The sequence below is a fragment of the Victivallis sp. Marseille-Q1083 genome (genome assembly GCF_903645315.1).
In the GTDB taxonomy this organism is placed as follows: Bacteria; Verrucomicrobiota; Lentisphaeria; order Victivallales; family Victivallaceae; genus UMGS1518.
This window is the reverse complement of record NZ_CAHJXL010000001.1, coordinates 1274084-1298578: the sequence shown is the minus strand read 5'-3', so window position 1 is coordinate 1298578 and position 24495 is coordinate 1274084. Positions and strand designations below refer to the sequence as shown.

Annotated in this window: 16 protein-coding genes and 1 tRNA gene; 8 read left to right on the top strand and 9 right to left on the bottom strand. The window is 57.3% G+C overall.

Annotated features, from left to right (window positions below; translation table 11 throughout):
• Positions 1–315: 315 nt before the first annotated feature.
• The 3 genes from HWX74_RS05090 to HWX74_RS05080 form a co-directional block, all read right to left on the bottom strand.
• Positions 316–906 (bottom strand): GNAT family N-acetyltransferase, encoded by a 591-nt coding sequence (locus tag HWX74_RS05090; protein ID WP_176012518.1) that lies wholly within the window; start codon positions 904–906, stop codon positions 316–318.
• 240 nt (positions 907–1146) lie between these two features.
• Positions 1147–1467, bottom strand: a complete 321-nt coding sequence (locus tag HWX74_RS05085) for a hypothetical protein (RefSeq protein ID WP_176012517.1) — start codon at positions 1465–1467, stop codon at positions 1147–1149.
• A gap of 159 nt (positions 1468–1626) precedes the next feature.
• Positions 1627–1703: transfer RNA gene (locus HWX74_RS05080), tRNA-His, on the bottom strand.
• A gap of 272 nt (positions 1704–1975) precedes the next feature.
• On the opposite strand from HWX74_RS05080, the gene tpiA reads away from it, so the two are divergent.
• From tpiA to HWX74_RS05040, 8 genes are all read left to right on the top strand, one after another.
• Positions 1976–2746, top strand: coding sequence for a triose-phosphate isomerase (gene tpiA, locus HWX74_RS05075; RefSeq protein WP_176012516.1), 771 nt, complete (start codon positions 1976–1978; stop codon positions 2744–2746).
• A gap of 159 nt (positions 2747–2905) precedes the next feature.
• Positions 2906–3286 carry a preprotein translocase subunit SecG gene (gene secG / locus HWX74_RS05070; protein WP_176012515.1) on the top strand — a complete coding sequence of 127 codons (381 nt, stop codon included), beginning with the start codon at positions 2906–2908 and terminating at the stop codon, positions 3284–3286.
• Between the two features lie 105 nt (positions 3287–3391).
• On the top strand, positions 3392–3736 hold the full coding sequence (locus HWX74_RS05065) for a hypothetical protein (RefSeq protein WP_176012514.1): 345 nt from the start codon (positions 3392–3394) through the stop codon (positions 3734–3736).
• A gap of 40 nt (positions 3737–3776) precedes the next feature.
• Positions 3777–5654 (top strand): pilus assembly protein PilM, encoded by a 1878-nt coding sequence (pilM, locus tag HWX74_RS05060; protein WP_303048086.1) that lies wholly within the window; start codon positions 3777–3779, stop codon positions 5652–5654.
• 19 nt (positions 5655–5673) lie between these two features.
• Entirely contained in the window at positions 5674–7308 is a 1635-nt protein-coding gene (locus HWX74_RS05055; RefSeq protein WP_176012512.1) for a hypothetical protein, read from the top strand.
• A 21-nt stretch (positions 7309–7329) separates the two neighbouring features.
• A complete protein-coding gene (locus HWX74_RS05050) occupies positions 7330–8553 on the top strand; it encodes an Amuc_1099 family pilus-like system protein (RefSeq protein WP_176012511.1) in 1224 nt (407 codons plus the stop codon).
• Positions 8554–8694: 141 nt separating this feature from the next.
• Positions 8695–11787: a hypothetical protein gene (locus tag HWX74_RS05045; protein WP_176012510.1), complete on the top strand. Its 3093-nt coding sequence runs from the start codon at positions 8695–8697 to the stop codon at positions 11785–11787.
• Positions 11788–11844: 57 nt separating this feature from the next.
• A complete protein-coding gene (locus HWX74_RS05040; protein ID WP_176012509.1) occupies positions 11845–14556 on the top strand; it encodes a hypothetical protein in 2712 nt (903 codons plus the stop codon).
• A 240-nt stretch (positions 14557–14796) separates the two neighbouring features.
• On the opposite strand, the gene HWX74_RS05035 is transcribed toward HWX74_RS05040, so the two are convergent.
• Genes HWX74_RS05035 through HWX74_RS05010 form a run of 6 tightly spaced genes read right to left on the bottom strand, consistent with a single transcriptional unit; the run spans position 14797 to position 24459 of the window.
• Positions 14797–15456 carry a type II secretion system protein gene (locus HWX74_RS05035; RefSeq protein ID WP_176012508.1) on the bottom strand — a complete coding sequence of 220 codons (660 nt, stop codon included), beginning with the start codon at positions 15454–15456 and terminating at the stop codon, positions 14797–14799.
• Positions 15457–15466: 10 nt separating this feature from the next.
• Positions 15467–16225 (bottom strand): cytochrome c biogenesis protein CcsA, encoded by a 759-nt coding sequence (gene ccsA / locus HWX74_RS05030; protein WP_176012507.1) that lies wholly within the window; start codon positions 16223–16225, stop codon positions 15467–15469.
• A complete protein-coding gene (locus HWX74_RS05025) occupies positions 16222–17070 on the bottom strand; it encodes a cytochrome c biogenesis protein ResB (RefSeq protein ID WP_176012506.1) in 849 nt (282 codons plus the stop codon). The genes ccsA and HWX74_RS05025 overlap by 4 nt, the downstream gene beginning before the upstream one ends.
• Positions 17071–17072: 2 nt before the next feature.
• Positions 17073–18908 (bottom strand): cell surface protein, encoded by a 1836-nt coding sequence (locus HWX74_RS05020; protein ID WP_176012505.1) that lies wholly within the window; start codon positions 18906–18908, stop codon positions 17073–17075.
• Entirely contained in the window at positions 18905–23599 is a 4695-nt protein-coding gene (locus HWX74_RS05015; protein ID WP_176012504.1) for a LamG-like jellyroll fold domain-containing protein, read from the bottom strand. The genes HWX74_RS05020 and HWX74_RS05015 overlap by 4 nt, the downstream gene beginning before the upstream one ends.
• Positions 23600–23634: 35 nt before the next feature.
• The gene (locus tag HWX74_RS05010) at positions 23635–24459 is read right to left on the bottom strand and encodes an IclR family transcriptional regulator (RefSeq protein WP_176012503.1); all 825 of its coding nucleotides are present in this window, start codon (positions 24457–24459) and stop codon (positions 23635–23637) included.
• Positions 24460–24495 lie beyond the last annotated feature (36 nt).

The following is a 24495-nucleotide window of genomic DNA, read 5'->3' as shown; positions in this document are numbered from 1 at the left end:
TTCCTTACCCAGTCCGCCGATATCGGCGACGCCGACAGCCTTGACCGGAATCGTAACCGTTTTTCCATGACTGCCCGTTGCGGAACAGAGGCATATCAACACAATAGCCATACACGACATCTTTTGCAACTGTGACATTTCAGAATCTCCCCATCTTTCCCCGTAGGTGAATAATATCACAAATCACGCACCCTATCATTTCCGCACGTATAAAGCCGCACAATATAAGCCCTTTCAAGCGTCTACTCCGTGACGATTCATGTTGTAAGAGTATAGCTACACTATGCTTTTGTGGCAGCAAAGCATATCTGGTTATTATTTCAATGCTTTTCTTACAACTACTCTGCCTTCTCGTTCAGCGGATTTGGTAAAGCCGCATTTTTCATACATCGCCAGATGCCCTCTGAAATCTTCGTCTGTATCATTGAGTATCTTGTCGACGTAAGCCTCGACAAAGTCAAAACCATCGTTGGCCGCGTCTTTGCAGACACGTTCCAGCAATTGCGTGGCTATGCCCTTTCTTTGCATCTCCGGTGCGATCACAAAACAGAATACGGATTTTATTTTAATGTCTGCATGATATTCGTCTATGGGCCAATAAGAACGCAAATAATTAATACAGAGTTGACAATTCTCGTTTGCGTTGCACCAGCCCACGATTTCATCCCCGCAATAAGCGAGATAGCCCTGCAGGCTACCTGCCCTGACAAATTGAATGGCACGCTCCCTTCTTTCCTCACAAGAGGGAAACCAGTGGTCGCCGTTGCCAACATAAGAATTATCACTGCGCCATGTTACACAATAGCATTTACCGCCGTCGGTGTTGACATTATGGGGCGTCGCGTCAAAGAAGCGGACATAATCCTCCGCGAGGTCAGGTGTAAGTCTACGAATTTCAATATTCATTTTTTTTCTATCTCCTGAAGATAAAATCGTTGTTCGTTATCTCTATTTTACCATACCTTTTCGGAAGAAGGTACCCGCTTCCTATGCTTGCTCTTCAATTTCTTTGCCCCCAAATGTGCAAGAAATAGAACAGAAGCGGATAAACTACATTCTCTGAACTGGTATAGTCGCACTTGGACATGCGTCCGAAGATTCCTTCCTCCTGGAAATAGACTTTCAGTGATTCGTCGGATGTGAGATTCAATTCTTTTCTGGCGAAATCCAGGCTTCACACAAAGTGATCGGTTTGCCGCCGGTAAGCTCATATTTGTAATTTTCCACAAGAGCCTGAACGCTCTTGCTTTTGCGGACATCCCGTTCCAGTTCTATTTGTTCCTGTGCCTCTTGGGCGGGACGGGATTTTTCGGCGGATTCGATTTCAAGAGCTTTTTTGCGGATCGCATTGATCTCTCTCGTTTGGGCGTCAGATGGAACGTCGCAACCCTCGCAGGGGCCGGAATACTCCTTGCGTCGAAGCTGGAAACGGTAGTGAAACTTTCTGCCCCGGATGACAACACTCATAGCAACCTCCGTCGTGAACCTTTACGGTTCGTTTTGATTTGACTTGGAGGACAGTCGCTGCTACTTCTCCTGACAGTCGCACAAAAGTCGTACAAAACGGCTTCGCGTAAAACGAAAAATTTCCCTTTTACGCGTAACATTCTGATAGCCAGGGGAAAATGGGGTGGTAGACCGGACTTGAACCGGCGACCTCCTGGGCCACAACCAGGCGCTCTAACCAACTGAGCTACAACCACCATTCAGTACAGGTTCATACTATAGTGCGGTTTGGCGGATATGCAAATCCTCTCCGCAACAAAAATTTCGAAATCCTCGCCGGAATGGTCGACGCCGTTTGAGGACTCTGGTTGGCAGAAAACAGTCGAATGCGGCTATCTGAATTGAAAAATTACACTGTGAAATTGCAAAAGAAGCGAAGAAGTGCTATTTTCCTGTTCATTCCAAAAAATGACGGCGGGATAAAAATTCCGTCGTCGGTATTCCTAATATAATAGTAAGGAGAATCGTCATGTCGAGAAAAGTGATTATTGCCGGTAACTGGAAAATGAACAAGACCGCTTCGGAAGGGCGGAAGCTGGTGGAAGAGCTCAAGCCGCTGGTCGCCGGTTGCACGGAAGCCGAGGTGGTGGTGTGTCCGCCGTTCACGACCCTGGGCGCTGTCGTCGAGGCGGCGAAAGGTTCGAATATCAAGGTCGGCGCTCAGAATATCCATTGGGAACAGAGTGGTGCTTTCACCGGTGAGATTTCGGCGGATATGCTGAAGGAAGCCGGCGTGGAATATGTCATCATCGGCCACAGTGAACGCCGCCAGTATTTCGGCGAAACCGATTGCTCGGTCAACAAGCGCTTGAAAGCGGCTTTGGCGGCCGGATTGACTCCGATCGTCTGCGTTGGAGAACTGCTGGCCGACCGGGAGAACGGCAACACCGGCAAAGTTCTGTTTACCCAGCTGGAAGGCGGCCTGGCCGGCATTTCCAAAGAAGATATGGCCAAAACCGTCATCGCTTATGAACCGGTCTGGGCCATCGGCACCGGCAAGACCGCGACGCCGGAAATGGCGGAAGAGACCCACAATTACATCCGCCAGCAATTGCGCGATATGTTCGGCAATGAAGTGGCCGAGAAGGTCAGAATCCAGTATGGCGGCAGCATGAAGGCGGAAAATGCCAGGGAATTGGTGGCGCAGCAGAACATCGATGGCGGTTTGATCGGCGGGGCCGCGCTGAAAGCCGACAGTTTCGCCAGTTTGATTAAGAATGCTTTATCTGCTTGTAAATAATTATTTTATATTATTTTGGACGATTTCGTCCGTCCCGAGTGTGAGATAAAATTCAGGATTAGTTGCCGCTGTCAACGAAATTTTGTTTGAATTTTCCGTTGACAGCGGTATATGTATGATTGATAATTGTGTTCTCATACATTGGAGGTTTGGGTTAGTATGGTGGTGTTAACGGTAATGCTTTATGCGGCAGTGGTGATCGTCTCGCTGCTTTTGATTGCGTTGGTGCTGGTGCAGCCGTCCAAGCAGGGCGGGCTGGGGGCGGCGTTCGGCGGCGGACTGGGCGAGTCGGTGTTCGGCGCGCAGGCCGGCAGTCATCTGACCAAGATGACGGTGGTGATGACGACGATCTTTTTCGGGCTGACTTTGTTGTTGGCGGTGCTGGTCAGTCGGGGCGACAGCCAGTATCAATCGGCGACGGTGAATCAGGCGCTGGAAAAAATGGACGGCAAGGCGGTGCCGGCGGTCGAAACCCCGGCGGCGGAAGTTCCGGAAGTCACTCCCGAGGCGGCGCCGGAGACCGTTCCGGCGAATCCGTAGGAAACGGAAATGTCCGGCGGCTGGAATTTGTTGTTTTTTTGCAATTTGCAAAGTGAAAAAAGGCGTGGTATAATAAGCCGTTAGATTAGTTGGTTGATCCGGGAAATGAAAACAGAGGGCCTGATGGGAAAAACAGTTCATTGTGGCAATGAGTTGGTTCAACTCGGCAAACTCTCTGTCGTTTCCAATCAAAATATTGGTCGCAAATACACGTTTACAGCCTGTGCGATGCAGGGGATCGAGGCAGGTGTCGTATTTATTCGAGTGCCGCAAACGGCACGATACAATGCAGGACGGCAGTTTTCGGCAGCGGCCGGGGAGCGGTGGTCTTTGTTTTGTTTTCCAGGAGATGAGCAGGCTCGGCGAAGAGGGAATTGCTTTATGCAGGGGGGAATGTTTTCTCTGACCAAACGCCGCGGGAATATATCCAATACGACTCGTATGAGCTGATCAAAGAATAGAAATGTCAACATTCAACTAAGACTTTGAAATGGCTAAGGAAAACACAATTTTAGCGATTGACGTTGGCGGCGACAGTCTGAAAATGGCTGAATTCGTTGTGCCACCCTCTGGCGGACTGGTATTAAACAAATATGCGATCAGCGAATATGATGAAAGCATTGGCGAGACGGACTTCATGGATCGTTTCCTCAGCGCTTACCGTCGGATGCTGGCCGAGCATAAGTTCAAATCGAAGCAGGTGCGGGTTACGATATCCGGACAGCATGCTTTTTCCCGTTTGAGCAAATTGCCGCCTCTTACCGAGAATCAGGCGCAGGTCGTACAGATCATTGAATTTGAAGCGAAACAGACGGTGCCTTATCCGATGGATGAGGTGGTCTGGTCGTATCAGTTGATTCGTCATTCCGGCAACCGCAACCATCAGGTGCAGGACGAAGGCGAGGCGGCGACGCCCAATGAATACGATGCCGACCAGGATGAACTGGAAGCATTGTTCGTCGCGGTCAAGGCCGACTTGGTTTCCGGCATTGCCGATGTGATTCAGGATTCCGGCAAGGATATTCTTTCCATCGAAATGGCGCCGACCGCCATCTACAACGCCGCCAAGGCCAACAACGTTGGCAGCGAGGGTTGCGATATGGTGTTGAATATCGGCGGGCGCTGTTCCTGTCTGGTCTTTTTCGACCAAACCCGTATTTACGTCCGGACCATTCCAATTGCCGGCGATACGATCACGCAGCAGATTGCCAAGGAATTCAACATCGGCTTTTCCGATGCCGAGGCGTTGAAGCGCCGCCACTGTTTTATCGCGCTGGGCGGTGCCTATGAGGACCCGGATTCCGAAACGGCGGCGACGATTTCGAAGATCGCCCGTAACGTCATGACGCGGCTGCATGGTGAAATCAACCGTTCGATCAATCAATGGCGTTCCCAGTACGATGGTAACAAGCCGGTGCGCATGTTGCTGTCCGGCGGCAGTTCGATCATCCAGTATGCGCCGCATTTCTTCTGCGAGAAACTGCGTATTCCGGTGGAATATTTGAATGTTTTCCCGGTGGTCGGCATCACTGAGGAGATCGACAAGGAGAAATTGCGGGAAGTGGCTCCGCTGTTTCCCGAGCTGGTCGGCCTGGGATTGCGGCATTGCCAGGATTGTCCGATTCAAATTTCCCTGATGCCGTTGTCGATCAAGCGCCATGAAATTTTGCAGAAAAAGAAGCCGTATCTGTACGCCAGTGCGATTTCGGCGATTTTCTGTTTAATCGTGTTCTACTGGTTGATTTCGGCCCGGAAAGGATACGATATGCGCCGGGTGGAGTTGACCGCGAGCAAGGTGGAGGAGACGGAGAAGCGGGTTGCGGAAGTTCGTGAGGCGACCGGCAAATTGCAGAAGGCGGAAACCGCTTATAAGGATGCGCTGGAAATTTTGAAGCAGCGTGGCCAGTGGTTTGCCATCCTGAATGAATTGCAGCGGATTACGCCGGATTATATGTGGTTTACCACCATTGAAGGTGCGCCGGAGGAAATGAATTTAAGCCTCGGCGGTATGGGTATGGGCATGCCGGGCGCCGGAATGATGGGGCCGATGGCCGGCGGAGCGACTGGCGGCCCGGCCGGCGGACCCGGCGGCGGAATGTCTTCCGCTTCGTCAATAGGCGGCCTGGGCATGGGTCTGGCCGAAAGCCTGCCGGATTATGAATGGATCGTGCTTTATGGACACAGCCTGGTGATGGACAAGGCGACCGTTTTGCCGGAGGATATTTTCCGGGAAAGGGTTCAGCAATCCGCTCTGTTTGATTCCGAAAACGAATCATTCAAGTATGAGCACTTGCAGGCGGATGCCGGTTCGAACAATGTGACCGCATTCAAAGTGAAGATCAAACTGAAAGAGCCGATTAAACAGTGAGTGCCTTATGAAAAGATTTTTGAAAAAGAACATTTCCTTTGTGGTCTTCCTGTCGATTTCCGGGGTGGTTGCTCTTGTCTTGCTGGTCTTGGCATTGATCGAACATGCCGGTTATCGGAATGCATTCAATCAATTGGTGCGGTTGCGCAACCAGATTGGGGATTTGAATAAGCAGCATCCTTCGCCGGTGCCGGAAAATCTTGAATTGATTGAGAAGGATACCGAAGTTTTCGAAGATAAGGTTACCCGGATGCAGCACTATTTCGGGCATCCGTATCAGCCCGCTTTGGATGCGTTTGCCAAGGAGCTGGGCGTTGACCTGGATGAGTTTACTGCCAAGTTCCGCGAACTGTGGTCGGAAAAACGGGAAGCCGGCAGTCCGGGGGTCCATATCTTCCGTCAGTTCAAAACTTCCGGCGGCTGGGAAGTGGAAGAAGAAGAGGATGGCGAGTCGGTGGATTCGAATGCCGCTCCGAAGATGAAGTGGACGGTGGAGCAGTGGGACAAAGCGATGGAGAAGTTCAAAACTATCGCCCAGGCGGCGACGGTTGAAAAAATCACCGAAGGCAATGTCGATGACATTTTTATGGCGGCGATCGGCGTATTGCGCGGCTTCAACGGCAGCAGTACGGAGTTCGATGTCCACTCGATGGCGATCCGCAGTGAGCTTTCCAGATTGTTCGATGAAAAGGAAATTGGCTTGGCGTACGGCGCCGATACGTTTGAAATTGCCGAGCCGGCCAGTTTGAGCGGTTCCGGCAGTATGATGAGCGGCCCGATGGGCATGGGAGCGATGGGGCCGATGGGGGCCGGCGGCGGCGCGACCGGCGGCGGAACGACTGCGACTCGCGGCGGTGCCGCCGGCATGGGTTTTGGCGGCCTGGGGATTGAACCGGTCGATCCGGCTGAGGAGTTGGGGCAGAAAGCCCGCATCGTTGAGATTATCGGCGACTTGGGGCGCCGTCTTGCCGGGACGGGAATTGACTCGCTGGATTATTTTTACAACACCGATCTGCTCGGCAATACCGAGTCGGATTACACTTACTATCGTTTCGAATTCGATGTTACCGGCAGCATGGAAAGCATGCGGCGGCTGGCGGAGGTTCTCCACGACGCCTACAAGGACAACCGGATGTATATTGTCCGTCATATGAATATGGAAAAAATCGATGATGATGTCCAGGGGATTATCGATGCGACGTTGCGTTTGCGTGACCAGGAACTGCGTCTCCGGGAGAATCCGATGCTGACGACGCAGGGCAACAATAGAATGCCGATGACGATGCCGAACGCGACGCCGACCCGGCGTGGCAGCGGCGATCCGATGTCGAGAACCTCCACGAACGCGCCGGTTCGGAGCGGCCTGAGCGAGCGTCCGGCGAGAAACAGCCGCGGCACCGGTCCGACGGGCGGCGGAATGCCGTCGATGATGGGTGGCGGGATGCCGGGCGGCGGCAATTCGAACAAGGACGCCATGTGGGAAGAACGGATCGTCTACTGGATGAATTTGTTGCCGGAGAATCGCTTCGAAGAGGGATTGGCTTTCGACAAGCGTAAGAATTATGGTATGCCGATGATCGGCGGCAATCGCCGGGTGCGGGCCATGATTGCCGTCGAATACGTCGTCTACAATGCCGAAGAAGAGCTCAAGTAACAGCCAACGGGAGGTCTGATTTTGAATTTTCTACAGAAACATTATGAAAAAATCATTCTGGCGGTGTTACTGCTGGTGTTCGTTTTTTCGTCGCTTTATCTGTTCAACGTCATCAATTCCACCAATGATATTACGGAAAAGGATTTGGAAATTCCGCCCGGCCGGCAGGATTACGAATCGTTGAATTTCAACGGCGATGAATTCAAAACCGACAAGGTGATGACGGAAGGTTTGGCCTGGAAGGAGTCCAGATCGCGCGACGGCGGGAAAGTTTCCGCTCTGTTCAGCGACCTGCTGGTGCCGGTGATCAGCGGACGTTGTCCGCATTGCCGTTATTTCGTGCCGATTTATTACTTCGAAGAGGTGCACAGCTGCCCGTTCTGCGGTGGCGAACTGCCGACTCCGGTCAATGACTTCTCCGACCTCAATGTGGCGATCGGCGCCGATGCTGACGGCGATGGCATGCCGAACTCTTTTGAATTGCGGAATAATCTGGATCCGAACAATCCGCTCGATGGCATTGCCGATTACGATTATGACGGCTTTTCCAACAATTATGAATATCTGATGAAAACCAATATGCTTGATCCGAAGGATCATCCGCCGTATATCAACCGGCTGTATATCGCCGAAATCAACGCGATTCCGTTCGGCGCGACCCTGCGTAAGATCAACGCCGAAGGCGCCGACCGTTCGACCTGGGAGTTCCAGATCGGTACCGGTCGTTCCGGCGGCCCCTATCGTCGGATCGGTGATGTTTTCACCGTCGACCGCAAGCGCTATAAGCTGGTGGATGCCGAGCTTCGCACCGAAACGGTGGAGGTCGACGGCCAGCAGCAGCAAAAGGATGCTTCCCGGGTTTGGCTCGAAGGCCAGGATGACGACAACCGCATTCGACTGGAAATGGTGGTCAACGAAGTGACCGATATGCCGACGGCCAAAGCGGTGGTCCGGGATATCAGCATTCCGGCCGTCAAGTACGAAGTGGTGGTCGGCGATACGTTCAAGATGGGGACTCAGCGTTCCGGCGTGGAAGAGTTCGAAGTGACGGCGGTCGATCTGGCTTCGGAACGGGTTGAATTGTTGAATAAGACGGACGAGTCGAAGAGCGGTGCGATTTCGACGGCGATCCAGATTCCGGAACGCTACCGGCTGGGTAATTACCAGTATTATCAGCAGCGTATGAACAACATGAACAATCGGATGCCGAATGTCATGCCGACAACCACGATGCCGCGCCGGTGAATGCCGGCGATTCAATTGGAAATAACGCAACTAAAGAATAAAAATTGTCTTGAAACAATAACCATAAGGTAAAAGAGCATGAAAGGACTGGGAATATTGGGGTTGCCGAGAAAATCCTGTTCATTTTGGCTGGCATGTTACTTGACTGCGACCGGATGCGTAGCGCTGGAAACGGACGGTGAAGTGCGCGATGCGATCGATCAGGTGAAGGAAGAGCGCAGCAAGGAGATTGAGGCGATTGATGTTGCTTTGGCTCAGGCGGAAGAGTTGGTCAAAGCCGGTCAATATGCGGAAGCCGATGCGACGTTTGCGGAAATCCAGAAGAAACTTTCCGGTTTGAAGGGACTGGCGGCGGAACGCCGTCTGGCCGAAGTGAACAAGCGGCGCAGTGAGGTGATCGGGCAGCATGCCAATGCCGTGCTGGCCGACGCCCGCAAGCAGATGGCCGACGAAAAGTTCACCGATGCGATCAATACTGCCAATGAAGCGGAACTGATCGATCCGCGCGTCAAGGACGAGGTTGCCGCAGTGGTGGATATGGCCCGCCGGAGAATTCTGGCGTTGGAAAAGGAAAAGATGACTTCCCTGGAGGAAGCGGCGCCGACGTTGCAGGACGAGCGGGAGAAGGTGGATCTTTTGTTCCGCGAAGCCCAGATCCTGTTCAAGGGCGGACGTTATGAGGAAGTGCGGGCAAAGCTGGAGGAAATCTTCATCATCAACCCGTTGTATGAGCCGGCAATCGAGATGGCCAAGCGCAATGCCGATACGCTGTATCAACGCGCCAAAGAACGGCAGACTGCCAACATTTACGGCCAATTGGCTTACAATGCCTGGGAATGGATTACCCCGGAGAACACACCTTCGGAGCAGAAAAATGTCCTCGGCCGGGCGATGGAAAAAGAAGAGAACGATTCCGGAATGCGGAAACGCCTGGAAGATATCGTATTCAAGGATATCGACTTCGAAGAGGAAAATCCGATCGATGTCATCCGGTCCCTGGACCGGAACAGTGCGCGTTATTCCCCGGATGGCAAGGGCGTCAACGTCGTTTCGGCGATTTCCGGTGAAGAAGCGGCGGATTTGAAGCCGTTTACATTTTCGGCGACGGATATGCCGCTCTTGGAAGTGATTCGTTATCTGTGCAAGCAGACCGGCTTAAAATATCAGATTACCGATAATTCGGTGTTGATCGGTTCCAATGTCAGCGAGATGAAGACGGTATCGTTCCCGATCCGGGCGTCGATCATCAACGACATTGCCGAATATGATACGCCGTATGAGAGCGGGCGCGGGAAGGCGCTCGGTCAATACGGCTGGATTTATGGTTACGATCCCCAAAAATATCCTCAGATGCAGCAGAACAATGCGATGGGAGGTCCCGGCAGTATGGGCGCCATGGGCATGCAGGGCGGCAGACAGGGAATGACCGGTCCGGGCATGGGCGGCATGCCAGGCATGACCGGTGCCGGCGGCCAGCAGGGCGGCATGACTGGGATGCCCGGAATGCCGGGAACCGGTGGAACCGGCGGGCCCGGCGGGCAGCAGGGCGGCGGTTTGGGGGGCGTCGGCGGCGGGGTGACTGGCGGCAGCGGACGCGGCGGTGCCGGCGGCGGCGGGACTGACAATGGCATCAATTCGACGATGCCGGGTATGTCCTTCCAGGTGGGATTGGAGCCTCAGGCGCAGATGGGAGACGGCACCGGCGGCGGTACTGGCGGCGGCGGCGGGAACCGGAGCGGTTCCAACAATGGCGATAATGACTCCGCGGTGGGCGGCGATTACATTCGCGGCGGTATCATCGGTGTCGGTGCGGCGCATATTCTGGGAACGACCGGTGAATCCTGGGGGGCGAGCGACCGCGATAATAATAGCGGCAGTGGTTCGAGCAGTGGTTCAGGCAGCAGCCGCGGCAGTGGTTCGAGCCGTGGTTCGAGCAGTGGTTCAGGCAGCAGCCGCGGCGGCGGTTCCAGCCGCGGTTCCAGCCGTGGTTCGAGCGGCAGCAGCCGCGGTTCCAGCGGTTCGAGCAACAATTCCAACAGCAGCGATACGAGCTATACGCTGGGTGGCGACAATGTCTGGCGCCGTGAGGCGACGCCGGCGCGGTTGGCGATGTACTTTACGGCCCGCGGCGTCGATTTCCCGCTGGGCGCATCCATCAATTACAGCCGTCCGTCCAACAAGATCGTCGTGACCAATACGATTGAAAACCTGAATAAACTGGAAGATCTGCTCCAGCAGTTGGATGCCATCGACATTCCGATGATTCAGATTGAAGCGAAGCTGGTGGAATTGACGATGACGGACTTGAATGAGCTGGGATTCGATTGGAGTCTGTATGCGAGCGATACGAACTTAAATCCGGATTCGACCTGGGATATCAGCAATCCGAACAATCCGTTGCGGCATTACAGCAAAGGAGATGGCGCCAACGCCTCCGGTTCTTCTCCATCCAGTTATAGAGTGATCAATAATTTGAAAATATTCCCGAACTTCGGTGAATCGCTGTTTGGCAACGATTCCAATGTGAATTTGTCGTTGTCGGTCAATGCGATCGCCCAGAATTCACGGGCGGAGGTGCTGTCCTCCCCGAAACTGGTGGTGACCAGCGGGGATGTCGGCGCAATCGAACTGGTGGAGTCGCAGTATTTCCCGATCGACTGGGATACGCCGGAGCTGGATGTGGATGATTCGACGATCGTGATCACCGAGCCGGTGCCGGATCTTGAGTCACAGGATACCGGTATCAAGTTCTATGTGAAAGCGGTCGTCAATCCGGACAATTATACGATTTCTCTTTACCTGCGTCCGAGCGTCATCGCCTATGTCGGTCACGACAATTCCAATTACCTGGTGACGATGGAAGCCGGTTATCTGGGCGTTTCCAATGGTGGCACGGTGGTTACGGATTGGCGGAGCCAGGCGATTCCGTATTATAAGAAGCAATTCAATTTGTGGATGCCGGAATTTACGATTCGCGATCTGGAAACCAACGTCCGTGTCTATGATGGGGAAACCATTGTACTCGGCGGTATGATCGATGACCGGAATATGGCGCGCGATGACCGCTGGCCGGTTCTGGGCGATGTGCCTTTCTTCGGCCGCTTCTTCAGCAGCCAGATGACGATGACGGAACGGCGGAATCTGCTGGTGTTCGTTACGGCTCGCTTGATCAATGCCGAAGGCATGCCGATTCGTCGTAACATTCAACCCGGATTGCCGGATTTATATCGTTAACACATCACATGCCGGAGGCTAATAATGGTATTTAGAATAGATAACAATTATTTGAAAGTGTCTGTACTTTCTTGTTGTTGTGCGGCATTGTTTGCGCCGACGGGAGCGCAGGCGCAGGAGGATGTCGTCGAGGACATCAATCGGCAGATCAGTACGACGGTCATCGACAAGGAGGAGCTGGCGGCCAACGCCGACAGCTTCATGCGTGCTGGTCATGAGGCGTTTCGCAAGGGAGATTACCAGGCGGCGATTGACCAGTATCTTGAGGCGGTGAAAATCTTGCGGGAGCTCAGCGACGGCGGTTCCACTCTTTTCAAAAAGAAATTGAGTGATTGCCGCGATCAGATTGCCCAGTCTTATTTCTATATGTCTGAGAATATCGCCGACCAGGCGGAAGAGCTGTCATTGGCGGAAGATTACGACAAAGCCATCGAGCTGTGCAAAAAGGCGGCCGAGGTTTACCCGGCCAGCAAAGCCAAGATGGATGCGAAGATCGCTCAGTATGAAAAAGAGAAAGCGGCCGTTGCCCGGCGCACCGAGGTGAAAGAAGCCGATTTGATTCCGGACAAGGAAAATCGTGAATACACCATCGGCATTGAGTTGGCGCGGGCCAATAAACTTTTTCAGGCAAAAGAATATGCCCGGGCCCGCGATGCTTATGAGCGGGTACTGCGGATCGACGTCTACAATACGGAAGCGACGACCGGTTTGGGCGCCTGCAATTTGCTGCTGGCCAAAGCTGCCGACCGGCGTTATGGCATCGTTCACAAAGAGATGATTGCGGAAGCGACCTGGAACGGGGTGACGCCGTTGGATTCGTTGACCAATTTCGACGGTGGAACGTTGATCGAAGCGCCGATTTTCAAAACGCCCGACGGCGAGATGACGCTCCAGCAGAAGCTGGACAACATCATCATTCCGGAAGTCAATTGCGAAGATTTGAAATTGCCGGCCGCCATCCGGTATATCGTCGAATTGAGCAAGGAAAATGACCCGGAAGGCAAGGGCATCAATATTTTCCTGATGTTCGATTTGCAGAAACATCATTTGCGCCAGCAGATGGAAAAAATGGCGAAGGCGGCGCAGGACGCCAATCAGAACGGCATGATGATGGGCCCGGGCGGCATGATGCGGCCGGGGATGGGCCAATATCCGCCGGGCATGAATCCCGGTATGCAGCCGGGCATGAGTCCGAGCGGCCCTGGCGGTTATACTCCCGGTATGCCGGGCATGAATCCGGGCGGCATGAATCCCGGCATGCAGCCGGGCATGGGCGCGATGGGCCCGGGCGGCTATGGTCCCGGCATGCAAGGAGGCATGGGTGCGATGGGCCCGGGCGGCTATGGCCCCGGTATGCAGGGAGGCATGGGGACGATGGGCCAGGGCGGCTATGGGGATGCGGCGAATTACGATTCGTATGCCTATAACCCGATGGCGGTCGAACCGGAAGAACCGGAATATCCGTCGGTCAATTTCGTCTTGAATGACAAGAGCCTCGGCGAAGCGATCAAAGTGCTGTGCCAGACGTTGAACTTGAAATACCGGGTGGAGAAATATTCGGTGGTAATCGCCTCCGAGGACTATGCCCTCGATGAGATGGAAACGCAGATCTTCCCGCTGAACCGTGAAGTGTTGATTTCCTACGGCGACGGTGAAGTCGGCCCGGTGCTGGCGGAATTTTTCAAAGGTTACGGCGTAACCTTCCCGCTGGGGTCCCGTATTGTTTTCGACCAGCGCATCAGCCGCTTGATTGTCACCAACACCCGGGAGAACCTGCAGAAGATCGACCGGATCATTCAAACCGATCTGTCGATCAAGGAACCGATGGTGGAAATTCAGGCGAAATTTGTCGAAGTGACGCAGAACGATTTGCAGGAGCTCGGCTTCAATTATGCGATTGCCAACAATCCGGTATCCACGACTCCGATCTATGATGAAGAAGGAGAACTGATTGGTTATAATACGGTCGGCAATCGGGACGGCAAATTGGAATTCGATGAGAATGACAATACGCTGAACAGTCTCGATCCGGAAAGCGACGATATCTTCACCTATAACCGCAGCGTCAACGGATTTGATTTTTCTTTCTCGGTCCGGGCTTTGAATCAGTTGAATTCGGAGGACATGCTCTTTTCACCGCGCATCCTGACGCTGAATGGTCAGCCCGCGCTGATCCGGATGGTCAAAGAAATGTATTTCCCGGACGAGTATGACGAGGCGTCGTTCAGTACCAGCGACAGCAATACCAACGATAACAACAACAATTCGATGAATACTTACACCTACATCAGTCCGGTGCCGGTCTTCGATGAGGCGGAGCAGTTCGGTATTCAGATGCTGGTGACGCCGGAAGTGGATATCGCCCGCAAGTTGATCACGCTGCGGGTCAAACCGACGGTGCGTACTTTCGTCGGTTGGACGACTTTCGACTACGAAGAGTCCGGAGATGATAATTTCCCGGTCCTCAATCTGTTGCGGGAGCCGGTCGTGGCGGAGCGGTTGATCGATACGCTGATTTCGATCAAGGACGGCGAGACGGTTGCGCTCGGCGGTATCATCAAAGATGAAGTTACGACGATCGATGACAAGATTCCGATCCTGGGCGATGTGCCGTTGATCGGACGCTTCTTCCAGTCGAAAGGTTCTTCCGGCAAGAAGACCAATTTGCTGATCTTCCTGACCTGCAAGCTGGTCAATCCGGATGGCTCGGCCTATTTCCCGGACGATCAGGTCCAGACCAGTATCCCATCGTTCCCGACTTATCAGTGAGTTGGGATGGCATGATCGGCCGGACGGATTTCCCGTCCGGCCTTTTTGTATGTTATCCCCTGGGTTGTTCCTGCAACTTTCCTTTTCCGGGAGTGGGTTTTATGACTCGTCGGAGGAAAATGCAGGAGCGCGACGGATATGCTGCGGCAAAGAGGTTGGATTCGGCAGTCAGCCGATGAAAATCGCGGAAACATCATCTTTTGTGCGGAAGGACTTGGCGGGGAGGAGAGCCGCCGGAAATCAGGGCTCCTGATCGGCCCGTTCCCAGAGCAGAGTGCAGTCCGGCGGCGTCATCGCTCCGCTGTCGCCGCTGGCGGTATAACGTTCGAATGGCGTGGCGGTGTTGTGCCGGGTGACGGCATGGCCGTCGTTGTAGAGCAGATTGGTCGATTGGAAACCGTGGGCGGAATGGCTCAAGGCTGCGGACCGGAATGAGAAGTCCATGACCAGCGCTTTCCCGGCGTTTCCGTCGGCATGCTTGCGGCCGTGGAAACCGGCCTGCGTTTCCCGGTAGAGATAGGCGCTTAAAACGGCGCCGCTGCCGTCCCAGCCCTGTTTGACCGCTTCCGGCGTCATCGGATCGTGTTGCAGGCAGCCCAATTGCAATGGCGAGAGTCCGTAGTCGGGGAGTAATTTTCCCAAACCGAACGGCAGGCCGCCGTACATGCGGATCAGGTTGATGCTGCTGCCCATATATTCGCCGTTGATATTGGGAATCCGGTCGTCGTGGTCGGCGGCGTACAATTCAAGCGCCAGACCGATTTGTTTCAAATTGTTGATGCAATGCTGGGTCAGCGCAACCCGTTTGGCTTTCGACAGCGCCGGCAGCAGCATGGCGGCAAGGATGGCGATGACGGCGATGACCGTCAACAGTTCCAGCAGGGTAAATTTTTGTTTCATGAGCGTTTCCCTATTGCGCGTAGCTGTGCAGCGAATCGATTTTCGGCAGCAGGTTGACGACTAAAAACGTTACCAGCAGCGCGGCGAAAGCGATCAGGTTGCACCAGTTGGCCGCCCGCCGGCCGCCCGGCTGCTTTCGGAGATGGAAATAGGTGGCGTAAAGCAGCCAGGTGATCAGCGACCAGCTTTCCTTGATATCCCAGCTCCAGTAGCTGCCCCAGGCCGCTTCTGCCCACAACGCGCCGGAAACCAGTCCGAAGGTCATGAACGCGAAGGCCAGCCGGCTGAGACGTTCGGCGGCCGAAGCGCGCTCCCGGCGGCGGAAGGCGGTCAAGGTGACCATTGCCGCGACGGCAGCCAGCGCGTAGGAGAGGATATAACTAGCGACATGCGGAACGAACCAGAGCGATTGCAGGGCCGGCGCCCGTCGCCAGGAGAGGTCCGGGTCCATGAACAACACGCCGGTGAGCGCGATTGCGCCGACCAGCGCAAAGGGCAGCAGCAGCAGCCGGTCGCCGTGGCGGTACTCCAGGACGTAGAGCGGCGGCAATACCAGTGGCAGGAAGCTCAACACCTGGAACATATTGCCGAATGGCGGTTCGCCGAGCCGGAGCCATTGCCAGAGGAACAGCGCCAGGCAGCAGCAAAAACCGCCGCCGAAGCAATACCGCGCCGCCCGGAGCCGTTGCTGGCATTGCAGTGCCGCGGCCAGCAGAAAAGCAGTCAACGCGCCGGCCGCAAGCAATTTCAAATACCAGATGATCATCATTGTTTTCTCCATTGGTCGACGAGAAGCCAGAAGGGAGCCGCCAGCAGCAGCCACAGGCCGGCGGCGACGACGAGCCGGCCGGGATCCTGTCTGGCCAGCAACTCGACATAACGGCCGCGGGCGGAGGTGCCGCAGCTCATCAGATAGAACCGCCAGCGGTCGATGGTGACCGGTTCATTGACTTTCAGGACGGCTTGCCGCTCTTCCGGCGCGGCCGGATGATGGTAACGGATCGCCACCCGGTATTCGCTCGGCTGCGGGTCCTGGCGCATCAGGATACCGTCCTCGCCGACGTTCAGATGCGGCAGAAAGCTGCCGTCCGGCGCCAGCAGCGTCGTCCGCGGCCAGTTTTGCCGGTTGTCCAGATACAGCGTTTCACCGCGCCAATGCGGCCGCCCGGCCAGCGCCATGCGGTTGGGATCGTCCGGGTGCCGCCGGTAAAGGAGGTAATCCGGATCGTAATAATCCACTTCCGGCCGCCCGGCGCCGAAAGAGAAGGGCAGCGGAATGGCGGGTCGGCCGTTTTCCGGCGGCAGGAAGTCGGCCAGCGGAGCATCCGCTTCCGCCAGCATGAAAAAACGAACCTGGCGGCCGAAGAAAACGCCGATCAACGCGCCGACGGCGATCAGTGCTATTGCCAGGTGCAACAGCAGGACGCCGCCGCGATGACGGAAGGCCGGCCGCCACCAGATGGCCGCCGCCGACAAGGCGGTAATGGCGGCGACGAGCAGGAAGACGCCGGAACGGTAGAGTTCCGGGACGCCGCGCCAGGGGAATGCCGCGGCGATGAGCAGCAGCAGCAATGCCGAAATGGAAACGATGGCCCATTGCAAACGGCGGATCATCTTTACAGTGACTCCAGGTAGGAGACCAGGTCGCGCACCTCTTCCGGAGTCAGGCCGGAAGTCGTGCCGCGGCGGTCGCCCGGGTTGTATTTGGTGACGGCTTCCTCCAGTGTGGCGGCTCGCCCGTCGTGCAGATAGGGAGCGGTCCGCCAGACTTCAACCAGGCTGGGCGTCCGCACCGGCCGGCCGATATCGCTGCCGGTGGTGGTGCCGACGTCGTACAATTCGAGATCGGTGAACAGCGGATGGGGATGGCAGGCGATACAGCCGCCTTTGCCGGCGAAGATCGCTTTGCCGCGTTGGGCGGCGGCGCTCAACGCGCCCCGGTCCGGCGTGTGGCACTGCAGGCAACCCGGATCGTCGGACGCGATGCCGGTGATTTCCTCGCTGTTCAGGAACGGACTCGGCACCGGCGGCATTTGCGCCAGGTATAGATCGATCGCCTGACAATATTCTTCGACCGGTTCATTGAATTCGATGTGGCGGAATCCGGCGCGCACCGCCGTTTCGGCGTCCGGGCGGATGCCGAGCGACATCACTGGCGGCGTCCGGTGGGAGAGGAACATCGTTTTGGTATTTTTCGGATTGCCGATGCCGTCGTTGAGCATGTCCCAGTTGAGGGCGTCGACCCGGGCGTCCGGATGGCAACTGGCGCAACTCTGCCAGTTTTCCCGGCAGAGCCGGGCATCGTTGAAATACTTTTCCCCCAGCCGGCGGGGATCGCCGGCGTCGGCGCCGGGCAGCTCCCGGCTGGCGAGAACCCGCGGCCGGCCGCCGAGGGAAATGAGCGCGATATTGTCGGAGTAGTAACCGGCGACGAACGCCCGGTTGCCGGCGATCGTCAGGGCGCGCGGGCCGTTGACCGGCAGCGGCAGCCGGGTACGCAGTTTGTTCAGGTAACTCAACTGATTTTCGGCCGGAGTTGCGGCCAGCTTGGCCAGCAGGCCCGGAAAATCGATCAGGAACAGCTCATGGCTGCCGGCAGCCGACACCAGCAGTTGCGCGCCGTCGGCGGAAAAGACGGCTGCCCACGGATTGGCGGCGCCGCGGTTGACGTCGTCGAGCAGCACGGTGGCAAGCCGCCTGTCGTCGCCGGTCCGGATCAGGCTGATGGCGTTGGTGTTGATCCAGCCGCGGTCGATTTGGGTGGTCGGCAGCTTGTAGTGGCTGACCACGTGGGTGACGATCAGCCAGGCGCCGTCCGGACTGAGCGCGGCGCCGCGAATGCCCTGGGCGCCGTTGGCCAGCGGAATGTGTTTGAGGACGGCACCGTCCGCCGCGTCGAGCACGAAGACGGCCGCCTGGTGGGTGGTACCGTTGGCCGGCCCGATCGGCAGATGGTTGGCGGCGTAAACCTTTCGATTGGCGGCATCCGGCACGACGGCGACCGGTTCCCGGCCGGCCGGGCTCCGCCAGCGCAAGGAAAATTCTTTCAAATCGACCGCGCCGACCTGGCCGCTGAAACGGTTGGCAAAATAAAGCGTCCGACCGTCCGCCGAGATAGCCGGCGACTGCGGGGAATGGCCGATGGCGAGCCGGCGGAGAATTTGCCGGCGCTCCGGATCGACTTCCAGCAGTTCGCCGGTCGTCAAACCGGCGGTGACGTAGAGCCTGCCGGCGGAGGAAACCAGACCGGTTGGCGGTTGTTCCAGTTCGATGGCGGCTCCGGCCGGTTCCAGGGTCTCCGGATCGAGGCGGCGCAGCAAGGCGGTATGCTCTTCGGCGACCCAGAGGCCGTCCGGCGCCGCCGTCAGCGCGTTGGGGGCCGGATAATCGGCCATCGAGCACCAGGCGGCGAACAGCAGCACGGCCGGCAGAAATGAACCGCGCATTTTCATCGCCAGTTGATATCCTGCCGCGGCTGGTAATCTTCGGTCAGGATCTGGCACTGGGCGATCTGGCCGAATTGGTCGGATTCCACTTCCCAGACCACCCGCTTGTCCGGGGTGATCTCGAAGATGTGGGCGGCGCGTTTATCCGGCGTCGCCTGTGCGTTCCAGTTGCAGACGACGGTGTTGCCGTTGGGCAGCCGCTGGACGCCGGCCGGTACCGCCAGATTGAGGTCCGGCGTGTCGTACTTCGGGCGGATTTCCCAGACGATGCGGGTGTTGCGGTCATATTCGACGACCCGGCCGTCGGCGGTCACCAGCGTGTTGCCGCTGGGAAGGCGGACCGCGCAGACCGGCATCGGCAGCGGCGGAAATTCCCGGATGACCCGCCCGGCCGAATCGTATTCGCGCAGCGCCCCTTCGGCGGTGAACGGCACCAGGTAAGTGCCTTCCGGCGTCTTCCGGCACATCCGGAACTGGGCGTGCGGTTCGGCAACCGTCGTCGACAGTTGGATCGAGTGCAGCTCTCTGCCGCGGTCGACTTCGACCAGGCGACATTGGCCGACGATGCCGATCAGGGTTTTGCCGTCCCCGAGCGGCTGAACGCTCGGAATTTCATTCGGCGCTTCGACTTTGTACTCCCAGACCAGCTCCTTGTCGCGGGTGATTTCCCGGACGGCGTGCTGGGCGGCGATCAGAATGTTGCCGTTGGGCAGCATCCAGACATCCTGCGGATGCGGAATTTGGTACTCCCAGACGATTTGACCGCTTTTATCCAGCATGAACACCGCATCGCGGGTATGGCTGGAAACCAGCACCGGGTACGGTCCGTAATGGTTTTCGTGCCAGAAATTTTTCTGCAGCGGCGCGCCGGACGTTTCCGTCCCCTGCAGGTTGTCGGGATCGACATCGAGAATCGGCAGAATCAATTTTCCCTCCAGTTGTTCCTGTTCTCGGAAGAATGCTCCCAGCCGCAGCGAATTGCTGTCGAGCCACAAGTTGACGATACGGCGTTCCGCGTCGGTCAATTTCGCCCTGGCTTCCGGCTGGTCGAGCCATTCGGACAATTTCGCCCGCCGGGCGCCGAAATGGCCGGGAATGGTCCGGGAGCCGCCGTGAATGCCGGGATAATCGCCGATCATCGACGTCGCCATGCCGCCGGAAAACCAGAAACTATAGTCCCGCAATGCGAAATAATCCAGTCCGTTGGCCGCATCGGTCCACTGTTGCAGCTCGGAAATGCCGGCTTTTTCCAGCAGCGGTTTGACCTGACGGTAAAAACTGATCGGTTCGATCGGCGTAAGTTCCGGCACCAGCTTTGACGGCGGCCGCTGCAGCGCCAGCGGCACTTCCATCGTGTTGGGCGCGGTGCCGGTCGGTTCATGGCAGCCCTGGCAGGAGAGCTGTTCGCCGGGGAAGACGAAGGCGGTCGACCGCATCGAATGGATCGCTTTCTGCTCTGCGTCGAGCAGTTGGAAGATCAGTTCCTTGGCCACCGGCGCTTCGAAATAGACACTGCCGTCCTCCTCGACCGGAACGATGCCCAGCGGAATCCGCGGCGTATTTTCCTGTTCGTTGCCGATCATCGGAATTCCCATCGCATGATTGGTTTTCAAGACATTCTGGGTGACGCGCAGATATTTGACTTTGGTATTCTCCGGCAGCGGCTGGTCGGTATCGTAAACGTTCATCACCGCGATGGTCGCCTTGGGGGCGTCCGGCGACCGGCGTTCACCCTGGTAGGTGTGGGTCGGAATCACCGGCGGCAGCGGCCGGGCGGCCAGCGGCATCGGTTCGATCAGCCGGAAACGGTCATCCGGAGCGGCTTCGGTTTCCCGGAGGTCGCAGAGCAGTTCATTGTTGCCGTAGCGGTCGACGACGACGAGATTTTCCCAGCAGTTGGCCAGGTAGAAATCTTCGCTCAACGGCCACGGTTGGCCGAATTTGTAATGCAGCCGGGCGCTTATTTCGGTTTCGGGATAAGGCTCGTACGGGGTGAGGCGTTTGATCTGGCTGTGGTTGCCGTCATCCGGTTCGTTGAGGTTGAGGATGGCCAGCGAACCGAAGTTCTGGCCGTGATGCGGCGAGGCGGTGAAGATGTAACGGTCTGAACCGGGAATCTGCCGGATGCCCATTTCGACCAGCGGCGCGCCGGCCCGGCTGCCCCAGCCGGTGTAAGGCAGATCGGGGAAACGCTGTTTGAAATCCTCCTCGTTGCCTTCCCAGGAATACCACGGATAGGGATAGTTGCCGTGCGGCGCCCGCGGATTGGTGCCGTCCGGGTTGGCGATCCAGAAGCGGCCGCCGATGCAGTTTTCGCGGTCGGTGTAATCCCAGCGGGTATAGACGAGCATGCCGTCGTTGTTGATCGTCGGATTCCATTCGGCGGTTTCGAAATAGCTCATCGGCACGATGTCGCTGCCGTCCTGCTTCATGCTGAACAACGTGTAATTGGGGACGCGGATGTAATCGCCGAAACAGCGGATATAACCGCCGCGCCGCTCGGATACGAAGGCGAGCCGGCCGTTGGGCAGGAAACACGGATCGAAATCGTTGTAGGCGCCGTCGGTCAGTTGCGTGAGTTCGCTGCCGTCGGCATTGACGGTGAAAATATGGAAACAGGTATTCCAGGAGAAGATATTGAAGGCGTGGTACTGGTTCGGCGTCCAGGCGAACGCGATTTTTTTGCCGTCCCAGGAGACGTCCGGAGTGGCGAAGGCGCCGAAATCCAGTTTGCGGCCCTGGAAGCGGCCGTTCCGGACGACGGAATCCTTCAGGATATTTTCGATGACCGGCTTGTTGCCGTTCTGCCAGTTTTTGATCCGGTAGAGGCCGCCGCCGGGGATGGCGTTGCTGCCGAAATACTGGTTGACGAAGTGGCCGCCGACATCGTCGGACGTGAAGCCGTCGCGGACCGAGCCCTCCCATAATCCGCGGCTGACGCCGAGCAGGTCGGCCCTTTCGTTCAGCAGCGGATTGCTGTAAACCGCTTCCCGCCGCAGGGCGCAGGCGGCGAAATACGCGCCGGCGCCGGCGGCCTCTTCGGTGGATGCCGCCGACAGCGCCGCCGACAGTTGCCGGAGTTTGGCGTCCAGCGCGTCATACCGTTCGGTCCGGTCCGGGTTGTCGTGCCGCAGTTGTTCGAGCAGGGCACGGGTCTGGCGCAGGACGGTGCCGGCCGGGCCGCGGTCGTCCGGTTGAATCAGGGCGTTGGGATCGAAAACCTGACTGCTGATCCGTTTGAGGTAGGAAGGATCTTCCAGCAGGTGGCCGATGTAGCGTTCGGCGTCGTAATCCAGCCGGCCGTAGTAGCGGTATTGGAAGGCCCACCAGTTCCAGACTTCATCCCGGGCCTTCAATTCCGGCAGCAGTTCAGCGGAAAGCCGGTTGGCCTGGAGCCAGTCGGCCGCTTCCTGCCGCAGCGGCGCGGTGTCCGGGATGGCGGCCATCGGCACGTAGGCCGGCTTGAGTTCGCCGATCACCAGACTGCGTTGGGCGGCCGGACCATCCGGACAGCGGTTGGGAAATTCCCGGGTCTCCGAATCGTCGAATTCCCAGGCCGCGAACGCGGCGTCGCTGTCCGGCAGGCCGCCGTTGGCCGGGCCGTCCGGCGTGACGGCGCCCCGCAGCAGCCGGAACTGGTCGACCCGGCCCGGAAAGGCGTTGGAGGCTTCGACGATCCGGCCCAGATAGAGCGGTTCCTGCGTCGGCGAAGCGGCCGGATCTTTGCGCTGCAGCGCCTGATCGGCCACCTGAATGCCGTCGACGAACAAGCGGGCGCGGTCTTCTTCGAGAATGAAGGTGGTGCGGTGCCATTGGCCGTCGTCGATTTTGGCCGGCGTGTAGAGCACTTCCGGCGAGAAACCTGGCATGTAAGCCTCCAGAAAACCATTGTTGGTGTACACTTCCCAGTGGGTCGGGGAGCCTTTGGACTGGTTGGCGCAGAGGATGCGGAAGGAATCGGCATAACGCAACTGCATGACCATGTCCGCCGTCAGCGGAAAGGTGTTGTACTCCGGCGAAAAACCGAGCTGGAAAGTCTCCTGCTCCAGATCGGCGCCGCTGCCGGCCGGGACCGACGCGCTGCCGGACAAAGCGTTCCGGCCGTTGCCGGAGAGGTCGGCATAACCGCCGTTGATTGGCTGGCGGTCGAAGTCCCACGCGGCGACGACGGTTTGGTCGACCGGATTGCTGATCCGCAACGAACGGATCGAACCGGCGCAGCCGAGGCCTTCGACTTTGCCGATCTGCAGCGGTTCGACGGATGCCGGCGCGGCTTGGGGCGTGCTTTGCCAGTCAAGGCGTTTGACTTCCCGGCCATCGACGGAGAGGACGATTCCTTGCGCCGTCAACCGCATGGCGGCGGCGTGTTCCCGGCCGTCGGCGACCGGGATGCCGGCGGCGATGACCGCCGGCTGGAAACCCGGCAGGTAGACTTCCAGTTCACCGCTCGGCGTCGTGTAGATTTCCCAGTGCCACGGCTGGGCTTTGTTCTGGTTGGCGACGATAATTTGATAGGAATCCGCCGGCGGCAGCGTGAATTGCGTTTCCACCAGCAGCGGCAGGGTACTGAAGGCATCGTCGGCCGCCACCGTCAGCGGCTGTTTGGCCAGATCGTGTGCCGCCTGGAGCGGCGGCAGCGCTGGAAACAGCAGCGTTCCCAGCCAGAGAATCCCTCGCGTCAGCAATCCGTTTCGCATCTTTGCACCTGTGTAGTTATAAAAATGAATTTGTCTTATCGATAATTCAGGCCTGGCCGTCCGGCGGTCAAGCCGCCATTGCCGCCGATCGCCCGGGACAGATTGGCCGCCTGATTGCGCACCTGCGCTTCCACCGTCCGGCATTTTTCGGCCGACAGGTGGGATACCAGACCGGTGGCACCGATGGCGCCGACCACCAGATCGCCGGTCGAAAATACCGGAGAAGCGATACAGAAAATCCCTTTGGTATATTCTTCCCAGTCATAAGCCAGCTTTTCGCGGCGCGCCTGTTCCAGTTCGGCCAGAAAGGCGTCCGGCGAGAATTGCGGCCGGGAGGTCAGCCCGGCGATGATTTCCCGCTGCACCTCCGGCGTGCTGTAAGCCAGCACCGCCTTGGCGAAGGCGTTGCCGCCGATGGCCAACTGGACGCCGGAAGTGACCTGCAGGTAGAAGGCTTTGGACGGCGCCACCGCGTCGCGGACCAGCATGTGGTCCTTTTCCAGCGTCTGCAGCAGGCAACTGAATTCCAGCGTCTGGCACAGTTCCTCCAGGTAAGAACGGGCCAGCCGGGTCAGGCTGAAATTGTTCGCCACCAGCGCGCCCAGGCTCAGCCAGCGGGCGCTCAGGCGGTAGACGACGTTTTCGTCCGCTTCGACATAGCCGCGCTCCAGCAGACATTTCATGATCCGGAAGGTCAGGTTGGTCGACAGGTTCAGACGCCGCGCCAGTTCCGATACGCCGCAGCCTTCCGGATGGTTCGACAAATATTCGACCAGTTCGAGCAGTGCTTCGGCCGCCGGGACGGCGTAAGTCGCCTCCCGTTTTTTCGCTTTTCCTTCGTTTTGCAATATGACTTCCATCGCTGTTGAGATCCGTGTTTTTTATTTTTATAATGA